Annotated in this window: 12 protein-coding genes; 7 read left to right on the plus strand and 5 right to left on the minus strand. The window is 68.7% G+C overall.

Translation table 11 applies throughout. The features are described 5' to 3' along the window. Nucleotides 1-8 precede the first annotated feature (8 nt). From FFI97_RS20395 to FFI97_RS20405, 3 genes are all read right to left on the minus strand, one after another. Entirely contained in the window at nucleotides 9-3,101 is a 3,093-nt protein-coding gene (locus tag FFI97_RS20395; protein ID WP_139704892.1) for a glutamate ligase domain-containing protein, read from the minus strand. Nucleotides 3,102-3,212: 111 nt separating this feature from the next. After that, nucleotides 3,213-3,710 (minus strand): OmpA family protein, encoded by a 498-nt coding sequence (locus FFI97_RS20400; protein ID WP_062479666.1) that lies wholly within the window; start codon nucleotides 3,708-3,710, stop codon nucleotides 3,213-3,215. Nucleotides 3,711-3,799: 89 nt separating this feature from the next. Beyond that, the gene (locus tag FFI97_RS20405; RefSeq protein ID WP_260685074.1) at nucleotides 3,800-8,317 is read right to left on the minus strand and encodes a hypothetical protein; all 4,518 of its coding nucleotides are present in this window, start codon (nucleotides 8,315-8,317) and stop codon (nucleotides 3,800-3,802) included. 298 nt (nucleotides 8,318-8,615) lie between these two features. On the opposite strand from FFI97_RS20405, the gene FFI97_RS20410 reads away from it, so the two are divergent. Continuing rightward, the gene (locus FFI97_RS20410) at nucleotides 8,616-9,050 is read left to right on the plus strand and encodes a DUF1841 family protein (protein WP_062482964.1); all 435 of its coding nucleotides are present in this window, start codon (nucleotides 8,616-8,618) and stop codon (nucleotides 9,048-9,050) included. Nucleotides 9,051-9,054: 4 nt separating this feature from the next. Here the strand turns inward: FFI97_RS20410 and FFI97_RS20415 are convergent, their stop codons facing one another. Beyond that, a complete protein-coding gene (locus FFI97_RS20415; protein ID WP_260685075.1) occupies nucleotides 9,055-10,050 on the minus strand; it encodes a LysR substrate-binding domain-containing protein in 996 nt (331 codons plus the stop codon). Nucleotides 10,051-10,153: 103 nt separating this feature from the next. Between FFI97_RS20415 and pcaH the strand changes: the two genes are divergently transcribed. Both pcaH and pcaG read left to right on the plus strand, forming a co-directional pair. Beyond that, nucleotides 10,154-10,876: a protocatechuate 3,4-dioxygenase subunit beta gene (gene pcaH, locus FFI97_RS20420; protein ID WP_095746761.1), complete on the plus strand. Its 723-nt coding sequence runs from the start codon at nucleotides 10,154-10,156 to the stop codon at nucleotides 10,874-10,876. 12 nt (nucleotides 10,877-10,888) lie between these two features. Further along, nucleotides 10,889-11,500, plus strand: coding sequence for a protocatechuate 3,4-dioxygenase subunit alpha (gene pcaG, locus FFI97_RS20425; protein ID WP_139704894.1), 612 nt, complete (start codon nucleotides 10,889-10,891; stop codon nucleotides 11,498-11,500). Between the two features lie 81 nt (nucleotides 11,501-11,581). Here the strand turns inward: pcaG and FFI97_RS20430 are convergent, their stop codons facing one another. Beyond that, nucleotides 11,582-12,274: a c-type cytochrome gene (locus FFI97_RS20430; protein WP_062482594.1), complete on the minus strand. Its 693-nt coding sequence runs from the start codon at nucleotides 12,272-12,274 to the stop codon at nucleotides 11,582-11,584. 150 nt (nucleotides 12,275-12,424) lie between these two features. Here FFI97_RS20430 and FFI97_RS20435 point away from each other — a divergent pair, with 150 nt between their 5' ends. From FFI97_RS20435 to FFI97_RS20450, 4 genes are read left to right on the plus strand one after another with little or no spacing between them, the layout of a single operon-like run. Further along, entirely contained in the window at nucleotides 12,425-13,279 is an 855-nt protein-coding gene (locus FFI97_RS20435; protein ID WP_062482592.1) for an AAA family ATPase, read from the plus strand. A gap of 3 nt (nucleotides 13,280-13,282) precedes the next feature. After that, complete coding sequence (locus FFI97_RS20440; protein WP_062482590.1) at nucleotides 13,283-13,531, plus strand: hypothetical protein; 249 nt, start codon at nucleotides 13,283-13,285, stop codon at nucleotides 13,529-13,531. A 46-nt stretch (nucleotides 13,532-13,577) separates the two neighbouring features. Next, a complete protein-coding gene (locus FFI97_RS20445) occupies nucleotides 13,578-14,165 on the plus strand; it encodes a GNAT family N-acetyltransferase (protein WP_139704896.1) in 588 nt (195 codons plus the stop codon). Nucleotides 14,166-14,186: 21 nt separating this feature from the next. Beyond that, nucleotides 14,187-15,374: a vWA domain-containing protein gene (locus FFI97_RS20450; protein WP_062482585.1), complete on the plus strand. Its 1,188-nt coding sequence runs from the start codon at nucleotides 14,187-14,189 to the stop codon at nucleotides 15,372-15,374. Nucleotides 15,375-15,413 lie beyond the last annotated feature (39 nt).

The following is a 15,413-nucleotide window of genomic DNA, read 5'->3' on the forward strand; positions in this document are numbered from 1 at the left end:
GTTCCATCTCATGGCAGTGCTTTCAGGACCCGGGCGAGCCGGGAAAGACCGACACCGGCGGAGCTCTTGGCCAGCACCCAGTCGCCTGGTTGCAGCAGCCCGCCGAGTGCGGTGGAGAGGTCGGACACATCGACAAACCAATGGGAGCGGACCTTGGTGCGGATGCGCGTGTGAAGCGCCCGCATCAAAGGTCCGCACAAGAGCACGCGGTCAGGTTGCGACGCCAGCAACTCGGCCTCCAGATCGAGGTGATGGCGTTGCGCCGCGGGCCCCAGCTCCTGCATGTCGCCCAGGATGGCCACCCGGCGCGCAGGCTCGCAGGGGGCTTGTGACAGCAACTCAAGCGCCGCCCGCATCGAACTCGGGTTGGCGTCGTAGGTTTCATCGATCAGCTTGAAGCTTCCGCCGCCGATGTGAATGGTGTGCAGCGCGCCGCGTCCGCCCGGCGGCTCGAAGTGCGCAAAGGGTTCGACGGCGGCGGCCAGCGGCAGGCGCAGTGCCTGCAGCGCGGCCAGCGCGGCCACGGCGCTGGCGCCCATGTGGCGGCCCGGCGCATTCAAGCGCAGCTGGAAGGGCTCGCCGGCCACCTCGGCCTGCACCTCGCCGTGGTCGAAGGCGAGCAGGCGCACGTCGGCGTCCTTGTGCTCGCCGTAGGTCACGATCTGCAGCTGGTGCGCCATGGCCGCTTCGGCGAAGGTGGCGAACTCGGGCATGTCGCGGTTGAGCACCACGCGGTCGCCCGCGGCCATGGCCTGGAACATGCGGCAATCCAGCCGCGCGGCGGCCTCCGACGGGCCGCGGTGCTTCTGCGACGCGGCCGACAGCCCCGTCACCACGATGAGCGAGGGCCGCATCAGCTGCGCCGAGGCCGGCATGTGCGAGGTCCCCATTTCGAGCACCCAGTAGGCGGCATGGCGCGGCATGCAGGTGAGGTTCCACGCGATGCCCGACGGCAGGCTGATGTTGCCTTCGGGCTGCGCCACCTCGCCCCACACGGTGAGCGCGCCGGCCAGCATGGCGGCCACGGTGCTGCTGCCTGCGCCGCTGCCGAGCACGCCGCAGACGCGGCCGGTGAACTCGGTGCGCGCGTGGTCGCCCAGCTCGAGCACGGCCTGCAACACGTTGGCCACCTGCAGCACGGGCACGCGCTTGTCCAGGTGCGGCTTGGGGTCGGTGCACAGCACGGCCGCGGCCGGCTGCAGCACGCCCTTGAGCGTGACGGCGGCCAGCGGCGTCTTCGAGGGCCGGGCCTGGTGTTCGAACACGACGCGGCCCTTGCGCATGAAGGTGCGCTGGGTCACGCCGGTGGCGCGCCAGCCGTCTTCGGGCTTGACCACCCATTCGCCGCCGGTGACGCGGGCCATCTCGCTGGCCGTCCAGACCGCGCCGTCGTCGCGCACGCCAACACCGCCGCCCCCGGGGCCGGCGCCGCCGGGCTGGCTGCGCCGGTCGAGCAGGTAGCGGTGGTAGGCCGCGAAGCCGGTCACGTACTGCTCGACGTCGTCGATGCGCACGCGGAACGAGTGGTGCCGCACGAAGAAGGCGCCGACGACCGTGGACGGCCGGCGGAAGTACATCGCCATCTCGGGCCAGAAGAAGCCGTTGAGCAGGTAGTGCGCGCGGTAGTCGAGCGCGCGGTAGAACTTCTCGGTGTCCAGCTCGTCGAGCAGGTGCCGCATGGCGGGCATGCTCTCCAGCCGCTGCAGCATCTGCTGCGCCGCCAGCATGAGGCTGAGCAGCGTGGGAAAAGTGGTCTTGCGGTCGAGCACGAAGTCCAGGTAGCCCGCCACGTTCTGCAGCCCGAAGCGGAAGTAGCGCTCCTGCGGGCTCCACTGCGTGAGCTCGTTCACGCAGCCGCTGAGCCAGTGGTCGTGCGACTGCCAGTGCTGGCTCGCAATGAAGTGGTCGAAGGCTTTCTCGACCGCGGCCAGCCAGCACGGATCGCGCGTGAGGCCGTACAGGCGCATGAGGCCGAAGGCCGCTTCGCCGTCGTAGAAGATGACGCGCGAGGCCTGCTTGAGCGACAGGTCGGCCGCGTGCAGCACGTGGTCGAAGCGCCCGCTGGCCGGGTCCTGCAGCGCCACGATGCCCAGCGCGAGCTTCTCGAGCAGCGGCAGCCAGTGGCGCGTCTCCATCAGCTCGCAATAGCGCACGAACATGCGCACGCAGGCCGCATTGCCGCCCAGGCGGATCTCGCCGCCGGTGTCGACCAAGTAGGCCACCTCGCGGCCGTCGGGCAGCGTGTAGTCGCGGATCAGCGCGTCGGTGAGGTGGTCGATGGCGCGGTCGATGGCCGCGCGCAGCGTGTCGTCGCGCGTGAGCTCCCAGGCCTCGAGCATGGCGTGCACGGTGCCCGCATGGCGCATCGCGTCGTAGGTCGGGATGCGGCGGTCGAAGCACGGGAAGTAGCCGTACACGAACAGGCCGTCGCTTTGCATCTGGCGCGCCAGGTACGACGAGCCGCTGCGCACCAGCTCGAGCACTGCCTGCGGGTTGAGCGCCGGCAGCTGGCGGCGGCCCGCGTCGAGCCCCGTGCCCACGAGCTTGTGCACCACGCCGTCGGGCTGGCAGAACACGCCGACCGTGGCCAGCAGGTACACGGTGCGCTCGGACGACTCCTCCAGCGGCAGCGTGCGCTCGAAGCGCGCCTGCGCATAGACGTCGAAGTTGCGCACGTTCACCACCGAATGCGCGATGGTCGAATCGCCGCACAGCATGGCGTTGGCGTTGAGTTCCTGCTCGGTGAAGGCGAAGCCGAAGTCCTGGTCGAAGGCCAGGCCGAGCCGGAAGTAGTTGCGCTTGACCGCGGTGAGCTGGGTCTTGAACTGCGTCCAGTCCATGGGACTGGCGCCCTCGACCCAGTCGATGCGCAGCCAGGGCGAGACGATGCCGCGCTCGCGCACCCATCGCTCGACGAGGTCGGCGCCTTCGCGCCAGGCGGTCTCGAAGTCGTCGGCCCGCGCATGCACGACGTGCGCACGCTGGGAGCCGTCGCTCACCGAGAAGAAGAGCGTGAAGGCCGGGTACGGGGCAGGCAACGCCGCGCACACGGACACCAGGCGCTCGTGGCAGGCGTGGAGCTGGTCTGAGAAGGACATCATTCGGCCCCGGTCGAATGCGGGCGAAGGCCGGTCGCGTCCGTCATCTGCTCTCGCTTGAATGACGTGATCGCGGACCGGAAACCGCCCGTGAAATCATCGCGTGCTCCCGATTCAGCGGTAGCTGAACTCGGCGCGACGATTGAGCTGATGGCCCTCCTCGGTGGTGGCAAGCGATGCGGGCTTTTCAATGCCCCAGCTGACGGCTTCGATGCGTTCGCCCGGCACGCCCATCTGCGTGAGCATGCGTTGCACGGCCTCGGCGCGGCGCTGGCCGAGCGCAAGGTTGTACTCGCGGCCGCCGCGCAGGTCGGTGTGGCCTTCGATCACGACCCGGCTCGCCGGCCGGTTGCGCATGTAGCCCGCGTGCGCCTCGACGATGCTGCGGTCGCCCGTCCTGACGTCGTATCGGTCGAAGTCGAAGTAGACGATCTTGGCCGGTGTGTTCGGCGGCGGCGGCGGGGGTGCCGGCTCCACCTTGGGCACTTCGCGCACGCTCTTGTTGGAGTAGTAGTAGGTCGCGTCGTCGCGGCCGCCCTTGGGAGGCACACCGCAGGCAGCGAGGCTTGCGCCCATTGCCACGAGGGCCAGTATCCGGAAATTCTTGTTCATGACGGTCCTTTCGCGGGACGGGCCGCTGACGGCCCGTCCCTGTCTGCTTGCTATCGAGGTTTCCCTTCCTCCTTCTTCGTGTCCTTGGATCAGCCCAGCAGGCCGTGCAGGATGTTCGTCACGGGTGCCAGGGCACCGCCGGCCGGGCTGCTGTGGTCGACCAGGCTGGTGATCGGGGTGAGCACGTTGTCGAGCACCGGAGCCACCGTGTGTTCGACCGTGTCCAGCACACCGGTCACGACCGCGGCCACCGGGGCTGCCGGGGTGCCGGCAAGGATGTCGGTCACCGGTTCGACCGCGTGGGCCACGGTGTCGACCACCGTCGAGACCACCGAGCCGGCCGAGCCGTCCAGGAGGCTCGTCACCGGTTCCAGGATGCCGGCCACCGGTTCGGCGCCACCCGTCAGGCCGCCGAGCAGGCCGCCCACGAGACCGTCGGCACCGAGCAGGCTGCCGACCAGGCCGTCGTCACCGAGGACGCCGCCGAGCAGACCGCCTTCGCCGCCGCCGAGCACGCCGCCCAGGAGGCCGCCGTCACCGCCGAGGACCCCACCGAGCAGGCCGTCGTCGCCCAGCACGCCGTCGAGCAGGCCGCCGGCGTCGCCGCCGGTCACGCCGCCGAGGACACCGCCCAGCAGGCCGTCGTCGCCGAGGATGCCGTCGAGCAGGCCGCCAGCATCGCCACCGGTCACGCCGCCGAGGACACCACCCAGCAGGCCGTCGTCGCCGAGGATGCCGTCGAGCAGGCCGCCAGCATCGCCACCGGTCACGCCGCCGAGGACACCACCGAGCAGGCCGTCGTCGCCGAGGATGCCGCCGAGCAGGCCGCCGGCGTCGCCACCGGTCACGCCGCCGAGGACACCACCGAGCAGGCCGTCGTCGCCGAGGATGCCGCCGAGCAAGCCGCCGTCACCACCGAGGACGCCGCCCAGAAGACCGTCGTCACCCAGCACACCGCCGAGCAGACCACCTTCACCGCCGAGGACGCCGCCCAGGAGGCCGTCGTCACCCAACACGCCGCCAAGCAGACCACCGTCGCCGCCGAGGACGCCACCCAGGAGGCCGTCGTCACCCAGCACGCCACCGAGCAGACCACCGTCACCGCCGAGGACTCCGCCCAGGAGGCCGTCGTCGCCGAGGATGCCGCCGAGCAGGCCGCCGTCACCGCCGAGGACGCCACCCAGGAGGCCGTCGTCACCCAGCACACCGCCGAGCAGACCACCGTCACCGCCGAGGACGCCGCCCAGGAGGCCGTCGTCACCCAGCACGCCGCCGAGCAGACCACCTTCACCGCCGAGGACGCCACCCAGGAGGCCGTCGTCACCCAGCACGCCGCCGAGCAGGCCACCTTCACCGCCGAGGACGCCACCCAGGAGGCCGTCGTCACCCAGCACGCCGCCGAGCAGACCACCTTCACCGCCGAGGACGCCACCCAGGAGGCCGTCGTCACCCAGCACGCCGCCGAGCAGGCCGCCTTCACCGCCGAGCAAGCCGCCCAGCAGGCCGTCGTCACCCAGCACGCCTCCGAGCAGACCACCTTCGCCGCCGAGGACACCACCCAGGAGGCCGCCTTCGCCGAGCACGCCGCCCAGCAGACCGCCTTCGCCGCCGAGCAAGCCGCCCAGCAGGCCGTCATCACCCAGCACGCCGCCGAGCAGGCCACCGTCGCCGCCGAGGACACCGCCCAGCAGGCCGCCGTCGCCACCCAGCACGCCACCCAGCAGGCCATCGCCACCGATCAGGTTGGCCACGCCGTCGGTCACGAAGTCGACCTGCGTGTCCACTGCGTTCAGCAGGCCGTTCGTCGCGCCGGCGCCGAGCAGCTGGTCGACCACCGGGCTGACCAGGCCGCCCACGCCGTCCGTCACGTCGTCGACGAGGCTGTCGGCCGGGTCGAGCACGTTCGGGTCGTTCGGCGTGAAGCTGGAACCGAGCACCGGTGCCAGCAGGCCGTCGACCGTGTCGGTCAGGCTGTCGGTCAGTTGCGAGACCGGGGCCAGCACGTCGCCCAGGCCGAGGTCGCCGAGCACGCCGTTGTTCAGGCCGTTCACCAGGCCGGCCACCACGCTGTCGGCCGGGTCGAGCAGGGCCGCGCCGGTGCCGGGGGTGCCGCCACCGCCGATGCCGCCGAGCACGCCGCCCAGCAGACCGCCGACGAGGCCTTCTTCACCGAGCAGGCCGCCCACGGGGCCGTCTTCGCCCAGCAGGCCACCGACCACGCCGTCCGGTCCGAGCAGGCCGCCGACACCGTCGCCACCGAGCAGGCCACCCAGCGGGCCGTTATCGCCCAACAGGCCACCGAGCAGACCGTCGTCACCGAGCAGGCCACCGATGGGGCCGGTGCCGCCGAGCAGACCGCCGACCAGGCCGTTGTCGCCGAGCACGCCGCCCAGCACGCCGTCGCCGCCGAGCAGGCCGCCGATGGGGCCGGCATCGCCGAGCAGGCCACCGACCAGGCCGTCGTCACCCAGCAGGCTACCCAACGGGCCGTCGCTGCCGAGCACACCGCCCAGCAGGCCGTCGTCGCTCAGCAGGCCGCCAACCAGGCCGTCGTTGCCGAGCAGGCCGCCGATGGGGCCGCCTTCGCCGATGACACCGCCGAGCAAGCCGCCCAGCAGGCCGTCGTCGCCGCCGAGCAGGCCGCCCAGCGGGCTGTCGGCGAGCAGGCCGGAGATCGCGCCGTCCTGGCCAAGCAGGTTGTCGATGAGGCCACCCTGGCCGAGCAGTTCGCCGGTGAGGCCTTCCGAGCCGGCCAGGCCGGCCAGCACGCCGTCGCCGCCGAGCAGGCCGCCCACGAGGCCGTCGTCACCCAGCAGGCCGCCCAGTGCGCTGTCGTCGCCGAGCAGGCCACCCAGCAGGCCCTCTGCACCGAGCAGGCCGCCAGTGAGGTTGCCGAGGGCGCCGTCGCCGAGCAGGCCGCCGACCAGGCCGTCCTCGCCGAGCACGGTGTCGAGCAGGCCGCCGACGGCGGTGTCTTCACCCAGCAGGCCGCCGACCAGGCCGTCCGGTGCCAGCAGGCCACCGACCAGACCGTCTTCGGCCAGCACGCCGGCCACGAGGCTGCCTTCGCCGAGCACGTTCTCGAGCAGGCCGCCCAGCGCGCCGTCGTCGCCCAGCAGCTGGTCGGTGACACCGCCCAGGCCGAGCGCGTCGGTGAGGCCGCTGACGATGCCGTTGTCGCCGACGAGGTTGCCCAGCGCGTTGTCGAGCGCGTCGGTCACGTAGTCGACCTGGTTGAGCAGGCCGTCCATGATGGCGCCGGCCGCACCCGCGCCGAGCAGCGGATCGAGCAGCGGGCTCAGCGTTTCGCCGAGCGGGTCGGTGATGCTGCCGACGGCGTCGTCCACCGGGTCGAACTGGTTCGGGTTGTTGGCCTGGAACTCTTCGCCAAGCAGCGGAGCGAGCACGTCGTCGACGACGTCGGTGAGGTTGTCGACCGTCTCCGACACCGGGGTGAGCGAGCCGCCGAGGCCCAGTGCGTCGTCGATGCCGTCGAGGGCGCCGCCCAGGATGCCGTCGGCGGGGTCGAGCAGGTGGTCGCCGTCTGCGTCGGAGTCGGAATCGCTGTCCGAGTCCGAATCGCTGTCGGAGTCCGAATCGGAGTCGCTGTCCGAGTCACTGTCGGAGTCGGAATCCGAGTCGCTGTCCGAGTCCGAGTCCGAATCAGAGTCGCTGTCCGAATCGGAGTCGGAATCCGAGTCACTGTCGGAGTCGGAGTCGCTGTCCGAATCCGAGTCAGAGTCCGAATCCGAGTCAGAGTCCGAATCAGAGTCGGAATCCGAGTCACTGTCGGAGTCGGAGTCGCTGTCCGAATCCGAGTCAGAGTCCGAATCAGAGTCGCTGTCCGAGTCAGAGTCGGAGTCGGAGTCGCTGTCCGAATCGGAATCCGAGTCGCTATCCGAATCCGAATCCGAATCGCTGTCCGAATCAGAGTCGCTGTCAGAGTCCGAGTCGGAATCCGAGTCCGAGTCAGCGTCCGCATCGGACTCACCGCCCGGGCCGCCCACGAACAGCGGGAAGCCGGTGGTGCCACCGTCGCCGCCACCGCCGCTCAGTGCAGCACCCAGCGCCGCGGCGCCCAGGGCGCCCAGCGCGAATTCACCGAGACCGATGCCGCTGCCGGCCGCGGTCTTCTTGGTCACTGCCAGGGCGGCCGCATCGGCGTCGCTGTCCGGCGGGGTCACCTGCAGGTCGCCCGAGGCGACGTCCACATTCACTTGTTCGAGGCCGCCGGGCAGCTTGGTCGAGCCGATGGTCGCATCGGTGCCGCCGGTGAAGACGCCGGCCAGCGGCGCCTTGTTGGAGGCCGATCCGGGGAACAGCACGTTGGCCTGGCCGCCGTCCGGCACGATCACGCGGTCGCCGGCCATCAGGGTCTGATTGCCGTCCACCGGAATGCGGACACCCTCGCGCATCACTGCAACGCCGGGCGTAGCATTGGACAATGTGCCCACGCTGGGCGACGCCACGGCCGCAGGCGCGGCGGAGGCGCCGGCGCTGATGCCCGGCGTGCCGAGCGGCGTGACGGTGGCTTGGGCGAGAACCACGGGCGCGCCAGTGGCGGCGAGCCCTTCGGTCGAAACGGTCGATGCTTGTGGAGCGGTCATGGCAGCCTCTGTGACAAAAGATGCATCTACAGGGGCAACTTGCGTGCCGCTTTTCCGCCGCCGTGCCAACGCCGCGCCATCGGCGCTTCAAGTGATTGATTTGTATGGATATTTTTCTGAAAACTGCGCAGCACACCGACCTCCGAAACAGCCCGTAAGGAGGTCAATTCGCGATTCGTTACGTAACGATGTAACGCCTCGTACCCGGAACGCCGGGCGTGTCGCGCGCACTTTCCACAGCCCTAGCGCCCACGCCGCGCCACCCGCTTTTTCTCTTTCCTTCTTCTCTCTTCTATATATGTTCAATCCCTCCCAGGAAGACGTGCGCCGCTTCTTCTGCGACGTGTACGCCAAGCACCGGCAGGGCCTGCCGATGGAGCCGCTGGAGACCATCGCGGCCGGCTGGATCGACGAGCACCCCGAGTACCACGAGGACCTGATCGACGCCGACGCGGCCGTGGCGCGGGTCTACGACGGATCGAACGGCCGCGAGAACCCGTTCCTGCATCTGTCGATGCACCTGTCGATCAGCGAGCAGTGCTCCATCGACCAGCCGCGCGGCATCCGCCAGGCGGTCGAGCTGCTGGCCGCGCGCCGCGGCTCGCTGCTGCATGCGCACCACGAGGCGATGGATTGCCTGGGCCAGATGATGTGGGAGAGCCAGCGCGCAGGGCGTCCCCCAGATGGCGATGGCTACGTAGCGTGCGTGCAGCGCCGGGCAACCAAGGACTGAGCGATCAGCCGGCGGCGCGCGGCGTTCCCTTTCGCGCCGGCAACGCGCCTTGCGCCTTCGCCGCTTCGCGCAGCAGCCCCGCCATCGCGGCGCGCATCGGCGACGGCTCGGCCTCGCTGCGCTGCAGGAGGCCGACCGGCTCCTCGGTGCCGGTGGTGTCGATCGGCAGGCGCACCAGGCGGCCGTCGGCCAGCTCGCTGCGCGCGGCGCCCAGCGGCGTGATCCACACCGCATCCGACACCGCCACCAGCGCGCGCGCCACCGCCACGTCGAGCGTCTGCAGGGCATTGCGCGGCAGCGCGAGGCCGCGCGCCGACAAAAAGCTCTCGGTGTTGTGGCGCGGGATCGTGCCCTCGCCGTACACGACCAGCGGATAGTCGAGCACCGCCTGCACCGGCGCCGGCTTGAGCGCGAGCGGATGGCCGGCGCGCACGGCGAACACCAGCGGCTCGGTGTGCAGCAGCTCGAAGCTCAGGCCGCCCATGAGACGCGGATCGCTCATGCGGCCCACCACGAGGTCGAGCTCGCCGGCGCGCAGCTCGTCGAGCAGCGCGGCGTTGGCCGCGCTCTTCACCAGGATCTGCACCGCCGGCCAGCCCTCGCGCAGCCGCGCCAGCGCCACCGGCAGCAGCGCGGGCGCCACGCTGGGCAAGGCGCCGATGCGCAGGCGCTCGATGCGCCCGCCCGCCGCCGGCGCCACGGCCTGGGCGCTGGCATCCATCGCTTCGAGCACGCGCAGGGCGTGGGCCAGCAACTGTTCGCCGGCCGGCGTGAGGCCCTGCACGCCGCGGCGCCCGGCCTGGCTGCGTTCCACCAGGCGGGTGCCGACCACGGCCTCGAGCTCCGACAGCGTCTTGGACACCGCCGGCTGGCTCAGCGCCAGCCGCTCGGCCGCGCGCGCCAGGTGGCGCTCCTGTGCGACCGCGACGAAGGCGCGCAGGTGCCTCAACTGCACGTTGCGCACGAAATCCTGGCGAAGCTCGGCGGGAGACTTTTTCAATGCCTTCTGGTTATTGAAACTGGAACAATCTTCAATTTACATCATTGATCGCGACTTCTACAGTGCGGGCTTCGGATTCGTCCCACGACAGGAGACAACGTACATGACCAAGACCAGCGGCGCCCAGCCCACCCTCACCCCGCGCGACTGGGACGCCCACCCCAGCTACATCTACCCCGGCTACAAGTCGACCGGCAAGCGCGGCCCGCAGAAGCCGCTCATTCCGCTGAAAGCCTCGCTCGGCGAGCTGCAGCAGCCGGTGTACGGCCACGACAGCATCGGCGAGTTCGACCACGACCTCACGCGCAACGCGCGCGTCAACGGCGAGCCGCTGGGCGAACGCATGATCCTCACGGGCCAGGTGCTCGACGAGCGCCGCCGTCCGGTGGCCAACACGCTGGTCGAGCTGTGGCAGGCCAACGCCTCGGGCCGCTACGTGCACAAGGTCGACCAGCACGACGCCCCGCTGGACCCCAACTTCCTGGGCGCGGGCCGCTGCCTGACCGACAGCGAAGGCCGCTACCGCTTCCTCACCATCAAGCCCGGCGCCTACCCCTGGGGCAACCACCCGAACGCCTGGCGCCCGCAGCACATCCACCTGTCGCTGTTCGGCCAGAGCTTCGCCAGCCGCCTCGTGACGCAGATGTACTTCCCCGGCGACCCGCTGCTGCAGTACGACCCGATGGTCACCGGCACGCCCGAGCGCTACCGCAACCGCCTCATTGCCGACTTCAGCCTCGACATCACCGAGGAAGGCTATGCCCTGGGCTACCAGTTCGACATGGTGCTGCGCGGCGCCGATGAAACGCCGTTCGAGAACCGCTGAAAGGAATTCCCCATGCCATTGATGACCGCACAGGAAGCCGACTTCGGCCAGACGCCCTCGCAGACCGTGGGCCCCTACTTCGCCTACGGCCTCACCGCCACGCAGTACGGCTACAACTTCAACCAGCCCTTCGACGCCGTGCTGGCGCTGGACACCGCCAGCGGCCAGCGCATCCGCCTCGAAGGCCGCGTGATCGACGGCGACGGCAACCCGATCAACGACGCGCTGGTCGAGATCAGCCAGCCCGACGGCGAAGGCCGCTACCCGCAGACGCCCGACGAGGCACGCGCCCTGGGCTTTCGCGCCTTCGGCCGTGTCGGCACGGGCACCGACGCGCAGAACCGCTTCGTGTTCCACACCGTCAAGCCCGGCGCCGAGACGCCCGGCGAAGCCCCGCACATCAACGTGATCGTGCTCATGCGCGGCCTGCTGCTGCATGCCTTCACGCGCGTGTACTTCAGCGACGAGGCCGAGGCCAACGCGAAGGACGCGGTGCTGCAGAGCGTGCCGGCCGAACGCCGCCACACGCTGGTCGCCGAGCGCGTGGAACAAGGCGGTGCGGTGACGTACCGCTTCGACATCCGCATGCAGGGCACGGACGAGACGGCCTTCTTCGACGTCTGACCCCCGGGAAAATCCGGACGAAAAAAAGCCCGCTGATGCGGGCTTTTTCTTTCGAGCACCAGTCTTGCGGACTGGCCCGGCTTACTGAGGCGCGTGATGCAGGCGCGATTCAGGCACGACCTTCAGTTCGCCAGGCAGCGAGCTGATGTAGGTGGCCAGGGTCTTCAGTTCGGCGTTGGTGAACTTCTTGGGCTCGACCTGCGCGGCCATCACGGCGTTCGAACGGCCCAGGTGAGGGTTGTTCTTCACGCGGTACGACTTCAGCGCCACGAACAGGTAGTCGGCGTGCTGGCCGGCCAGCTTGGGCACGGTGCCGTCGTTCGGCGTGTTGAAGTTGGCACCGTGGCACTTGGTGCAGCTGTTGTCCTTGTCGCGCGCGATGAGCGCCTGGACGTTCTCGGACGCAGCCTTGGCCGGGGTGGCCGCAGGCGCGTCGCCTTCCTTCACGCCCAGCTGGCTGTAATAGGCCGCAAGGTCGGCGATGTCCTGTTCGGTGAGGGTGTCGGCGATGGCGCGCATCGTCGGGTGCTTGCGGTCACCGCCCTTGTACGCGGTGAGCGCGGAGGAGATGTACGTGGCGCTCTGGCCCGCGATCATCGGGACCTTGTGGATCTCGGGGAAGCTCGCCTGGTAGCCGATGATGCCGTGGCAACCCACGCACATCTGGACCTTCTTGGCTCCGTCCTGGGCCTTGCCAGTGACTTGTTGGGCTTGGGCCGAGACCGTCACGCAAGCGACAGCAAGGGCAAACATCGTGGTCAACAACTTGTTCATTTTGCGCGCACAATCTCGTGGAGATACAGTTTTTCGAATCAACATTCGATTATATGCAAGGGTCCCACGGGAACCTCGCGCGGGCTGCACAAGAGACTGCGCAATGCAGATCGAGTGTGTTCTTTTCTCCACCCTGCCTCCGCTCCACTCATGAAATTCAAGGGCTCAGACAACTACGTCGCCACTCAGGACCTGATGCTGGCGGTCAATGCGGCCATCACACTCCAGCGCCCCCTGCTCGTCAAGGGCGAGCCCGGCACCGGCAAGACCATGCTGGCCGAGGAAGTGGCGCAAGCGCTCGACATGCCGCTGCTGCAGTGGCACATCAAGTCGACCACCAAGGCGCAACAGGGCCTGTATGAATACGACGCCGTGAGCCGCCTGCGCGACTCGCAGCTGTCCGACGTGGACGGCGGCGAGCGCGTCAAGGACATCCAGAACTACATCGTCAAGGGCGTGCTGTGGCAGGCCTTCACGGCCGACAAGCCGGTGGCGCTGCTGATCGACGAGATCGACAAGGCCGACATCGAATTCCCGAACGACCTGCTGCGCGAAATCGACCGCATGGAGTTCTACTGCTACGAGACGCGCGAACTCATCCGCGCCAAGCACCGTCCGCTGGTGTTCATCACCTCGAACAACGAGAAGGAACTGCCCGACGCCTTCCTGCGCCGCTGCTTCTTCCACTACATCAAGTTCCCCGATGCCGAGACGATGAAGCACATCGTCGCCGTGCACTTCCCGAACCTGAAGCAGGAGCTGCTCACGTCCGCGATGAAGACCTTCTACGACGTGCGCAACCTGCCCGGCCTGAAGAAAAAGCCCTCGACCTCCGAGCTGCTCGACTGGCTCAAGCTGCTGGTGGCCGAAGACATTCCGCTCGAAGCCCTGCAGAGCAAGGACGACAAGGTCGCCGTGCCGCCGCTGGTGGGCGCGCTGCTCAAGAACGAACAGGACGTGACCCTGTTCGAGAAGCTCGTCTTCATGCAACGCAACAACCGCTAGGCCATGAGCCGGCAACCGCATTCCACCAAGCAGCTGATGAAGCTGGGCATCGCCCAGGCGGTGCTGTTCGTGGTGGGCGCGCTGATCGGGCGCGGGATCGGGCTGCTGCTCGGACTCGACGCCTTCGCCACCGACAGCAAGTACGGCACGCGCGAGATCGTCGGCATTGCGTTGATCGGCCTGGGCGGCGGCGCCGGTGCGCAGGCCGCGCGCGCGTGGTACGTGCACAAGTACGGCGACCCGCGCGGCTGAGCCCCAGATCCACCGAGACCTGCACGGAGATACGGAGAGTTTGCACATGGCGTTCGTCGAACCCGTCACGCTGAAGGCCCGCGGCCTCGCGCTGGTGCCGCTGGCACTCACCCACGAAGACGGCCTGCGCGCCGCGGCCGCCGACGGCGAGCTGTGGAAGCTGCGCGTCACCTCCGTGCCCGAGCCGCAGCACACGCGTAGCTACATCGAGACCGCCCTGAAGACGGCCGATCGTTTCGCCTTCGCCGTGACCGACGAAGCCAGCGGCACCGTGCTGGGCAGCACGAGCTTTCACGACATCCTGCCGGGCGTGAAGCGCGTCGAGATCGGCTACACCTGGTACGCCGAGCGCTGCCAGCGCACCCACGTCAACACCACCTGCAAGCTGCTGATGCTCACGCACGCGTTCGACACGCTGGGCTGCAACGTGGTGGGCTGGCGCACTGACAACTTCAACTTCGCCTCGCAGCGCGCCATCGAGCGCCTGGGCGCCAAGAAAGACGGCGTGATCCGCGGCCACGTGATGCGCCGCGACGGCACCATCCGCGACACCGTCATGTACAGCCTGCGCGCGGGCGAATGGCCCGAGGTGAAGGCCCAGCTGCAGTACCTGCTCGACAAGCCGCGCGGCTGAACGAAACACAAGGAGCGCTCCATGCTCATCGACTTCTTCTACACCCTGCGTTCGGCCAAGCTGCCGGTGTCGGTCAAGGAATACCTCACGCTGCTCGAGGCGCTCAAGTCCGACGTGGTGGGCCCGAACTCCGACGGCGCCTACGGCATCGACGACTTCTATTACCTCTCGCGCACCGCGCTCGTGAAGGACGAGAAGCACTACGACAAGTTCGACCGCGCCTTCGCTGCCTACTTCAAGGGCGTCGAGATGCTCACCGACTTCACCAAGGAAGTGCCGCTCGACTGGCTCAAGAAGACGCTGGAGCGCGAGTTCACGGCCGAAGAAAAAGCCAAGATCGAGAAGATGGGCTGGGACGAGCTCATGGAAACGCTCAAGAAGCGTTTCGAAGAGCAGAAGGAACGCCACGAAGGCGGCAGCAAGTGGATCGGCACCGGCGGCACCTCGCCCTTCGGCAATGGCGGCTACAACCCGCAGGGCATCCGCATCGGCGGCGCCGGCAAGAACCGCAGTGCCGTGAAGGTGTGGGACCAGCGCGCCTACAAGGACTACGACGACACGCAGGAGCTGGGCACGCGCAACATCAAGGTCGCGCTGCGCCGGCTGCGCAAGTTCGCGCGCGAAGGCCACGAGGAAGAGCTCGACCTGGACAACACCATCCACTCGACCGCCGCCAACGCCGGCTACCTCGACATCAAGATGCGGCCCGAGCGCCACAACAACGTCAAGGTGCTGCTGCTGATGGACGTGGGCGGCACGATGGACGAGCACATCCAGCGCGTCGAAGAACTGTTCTCGGCCGTGAAGACCGAGTTCAAGCATCTGGAGTTCTACTACTTCCACAACTGCGTCTACGACTTCATGTGGAAGAACAACAAGCGCCGCTTCTCCGAGAAGTTCGCGACCTGGGACATCCTGCGCAAGTACAACAAGGACTACAAGCTGATCTTCGTGGGCGACGCCACGATGAGTCCTTACGAAATTTTGCAACCTGGCGGCAGCGTCGAATACAACAACGAAGAGGCCGGCGCCGAATGGATCCAGCGCCTCACGCACACCTTCCCCAAGTTCGCCTGGATCAACCCCGAGCCCCAGGGTGTGTGGCAGTACCGCCAGAGCATCGCGGTGATGCAGCAGCTCATGTCCAACCGCATGTACCCGCTCACGCTGCGCGGCCTCGAAGAGGCGATGCGCATGCTGTCCAAGTAACCCGCGGCCCCGTACAAGTGGGGGGCATCGCCCGCACGT

The sequence above is a fragment of the Variovorax sp. KBS0712 genome, from assembly GCF_006323185.2.
GTDB lineage: Bacteria > Pseudomonadota > Gammaproteobacteria > Burkholderiales > Burkholderiaceae_C > Variovorax > Variovorax boronicumulans.